The sequence below is a fragment of the Pseudomonas lundensis genome (genome assembly GCF_002269125.1).
In the GTDB taxonomy this organism is placed as follows: domain Bacteria; phylum Pseudomonadota; class Gammaproteobacteria; order Pseudomonadales; family Pseudomonadaceae; genus Aquipseudomonas; species Aquipseudomonas lundensis_A.
Genome location: NZ_NQKI01000079.1, coordinates 1 through 2,642 on the forward strand (window position 1 = coordinate 1; position 2,642 = coordinate 2,642).

Genomic DNA, 2,642 nt, shown 5'->3' on the forward strand with positions numbered 1-2,642 from the left:
TCTTCACGCAAAATTTCCTTAATCCGGTCAGGAGAAAATTCTACTTCTGATGCGTACTTTTTTCAGGGGGGATTACCCCATCAAGTAGGTCAACCACGCCCAACCTCTTCAAGCCAGCCAAGGCCCTCTCGGCAACGAATGCCTCAAGATCGAAATCCTGGAGGGCAACAAATGGCCCCTCACGGCTGTACGATTCGAAGATTCCAGAGGCCAAAGTAATGACCTCCCCTTTCCTGACAATCATGACCAGCCCCAAAGATCAGGTTGTACAGGGAAACGATTTTGACAATGGCACTCCCGAAATTCACTGCAGTATCGGAGGTGTCTGATGAATCGCCTGAGAAAGACGAAGGTAATCGCGCAAGCTAGTACGTCCATTTTCCCGTTGGAAAGTAGCGAGCACGTACCGAGAATTTACGGTCGTCATCACCCAGAATCTCCCCTCACGCTCAACTTTCAGAACGTCAGAAGTCCGAATCAGATGGCCATCGCCAAACCGCCCATACTGGTCTTTCCGCTTGTGGCCAAACACCACACCGATACCTGCGCGCGCCCTGATGGATACTCCGCAAAGGTACGCAGTGACCGGTATGTCGAAGCCTTGCTCCTGAGCTTTTATAATTCGCTTTAGATCAAAATCTGTATGGCGTTTTCCATGGAAATTTACATCTAAGGTGTCCAGCATAATTGCGCTCCATTGGGCAGTCCGTATGGCGTTATCAGGAATTGCGCACGGAACCAAGGGCGCAGATACCGTGCAGGATATTTGTTAATCTCAATTCCCTTGGATCATGCTCAAGAGAAAGATGGGTCTCAGATTTGTCAGCGTTTCGACTTTGAAATCTGGCTGGTGCGAGGTGTGATACACCGCCCCCTCACCCACTTCCAGTAAGCAGACCTCAGAGCCCATACTGTCCTCACCTACGGTTACTCTGGTTAACCGCTCCATCTGCCAGCCTCCGGACTTATTCATCCAAGATGGCGTCACAGCCATAATCTCAGTGATAGCTAAATCCGCACCTTGGCTTACCAACATTTTTTGAAGCTGGTGGGTGTCGTCAATCATCACCGCGCACTCGCTGAGCCGACCCTCGTTTTCGACGCGAAGGGTTAAGTGATACCAAGGCGTTCGGAGCAGCCTTGAGACTCCGCGCCAATGGGACACGCCTTCCCCGAACATTCCTGGGACGCCTATCAGGTCGTTGTCTAAAGTTCTGAACATGTGTCGCCTCAAGCTGCTGGAGCACGTCAGTTGCTCAGCAGAACCGGTTGGTAATCAGAAAAGGGAAAATATTGCTTCGATAGAAGATGACTTGCGATGGCCAGGCCCGAGCAATAGGTAGACCGTGTTACGTGTTTCGAATAGGTAGCCTTCCTTGAAAACGGTGCCCATGCTCGAGCGCACCCAGTGACCTGGCTCAAAACGGCGCTGTTCGTCATGCACCACCTTGTGGGCAAACAGAAACATGGGCTGGCAGCCAGCGGCAACCACCTTTGCGCGCTCAGCGTCAGTGACGATGGCGTCGAGAATGATCCATTCCTCTACTACGCAGAGGGGCAGGTGCTTGTAGTGCTGTCTAGCCGCGAGGATCACATCCTCCAAACTCAGCTCGGAGCCGCTCAGCTCTACCCCTAGCTGCCCCAAAATCCCGTCTTTGATTGGGCGCTCCATCAGGTACAACCTCGCATTTTAATTTCCATAAATTGCAGGCCCTGAGGCCTTACCGCCAAAACAATGAATATATTCCTTTGTTTGGCGGCAGGCAAACGCGGCATACCTTTTATTTTTTGAGGATACGCAATGTCGCTCCGTACATCCTTTGCGGCAGTGCTGCAAATGCTGCGTCAACGCAAAGGCATCCCGCAGCACTCCATGGTCGCCCGACTGGATCAAACGACCATCAGCAAGGTGGAAAGTGGTAGGCACTCTGTGACATTGGATATAAGCCAAAAGCTGGCCGCAGCTCTTGATCTCGAGCTCACCGTGTTGGTTGCTTTGGCGGTTTCTCGAGATACTCATCGCACGCCCAGGGAAATTCTTCTCGCCTCTCTTGCCCAGGTAGAGGCTCTGGATTTATCTGACGCAATCTTGTCGCCTGAATCTGGCAGCAAGGTTCCGCTCAACGTGTTGTCAGCACGCGAAAAATGGCAGGCCGTGCAGGCACTGAGGGAGAAGGGAGTTACCCAAGCAGGGGCAGCGAAACAGCTAGGAATGCCTGAATCAACGTTGCGTCGGCTGTGGCATCAAGCTCCAAAGGAATGAACAGCAGTACAGATCGCGGGAACAGACTTCCATGTTGTCATCGCTGATCAACCCCAAGGACTTGCTCCGACGTAGGGGTTAGGGGTTAGGGGTTACGGGTTAGGGGCTAAGAGAATTTTCTTGGCGCCGACGTACCAGTAACGCGTATCAATTAACCACCTTGAGTGCCCTGAGACGATTATTCTCTTCCGTCAAAAGCTTGATGCGAGTTTCATTCCTCTGTTTCATGACGCCGAGATTTTCAAGATCTCTCTTCATATCGATTACACGGTGAAACCAATGACCCGTTTTCATACGAGCATTCTGATCTTGCCCAGCACGAGTGGACACCCCGTTAAGCGATAAACTGCAACGAGGTGAACCATGGCAAGAAGTACTG

At 51.7% G+C, this 2,642-nt stretch carries 5 protein-coding genes; 1 reads left to right on the plus strand and 4 read right to left on the minus strand.

Annotation, left to right across the window (positions count from 1 at the left end):
- Window positions 1-304: 304 nt before the first annotated feature.
- From CJF39_RS22460 to CJF39_RS22470, 3 genes are all read right to left on the minus strand, one after another.
- A complete protein-coding gene (locus CJF39_RS22460) occupies window positions 305-685 on the minus strand; it encodes a hypothetical protein (protein WP_094995357.1) in 381 nt (126 codons plus the stop codon).
- Between the two features lie 90 nt (window positions 686-775).
- Window positions 776-1,066 (minus strand): hypothetical protein, encoded by a 291-nt coding sequence (locus CJF39_RS22465; RefSeq protein ID WP_228394176.1) that lies wholly within the window; start codon window positions 1,064-1,066, stop codon window positions 776-778.
- 210 nt (window positions 1,067-1,276) lie between these two features.
- Complete coding sequence (locus CJF39_RS22470) at window positions 1,277-1,672, minus strand: DUF6957 family protein (RefSeq protein ID WP_094995359.1); 396 nt, start codon at window positions 1,670-1,672, stop codon at window positions 1,277-1,279.
- 129 nt (window positions 1,673-1,801) lie between these two features.
- Between CJF39_RS22470 and CJF39_RS22475 the strand changes: the two genes are divergently transcribed.
- The gene (locus CJF39_RS22475) at window positions 1,802-2,263 is read left to right on the plus strand and encodes a helix-turn-helix domain-containing protein (protein ID WP_094995360.1); all 462 of its coding nucleotides are present in this window, start codon (window positions 1,802-1,804) and stop codon (window positions 2,261-2,263) included.
- Between the two features lie 147 nt (window positions 2,264-2,410).
- On the opposite strand, the gene CJF39_RS23230 is transcribed toward CJF39_RS22475, so the two are convergent.
- On the minus strand, window positions 2,411-2,642 hold a 232-nt coding region (locus CJF39_RS23230), incomplete at its 5' end, for a hypothetical protein (protein ID WP_212556000.1).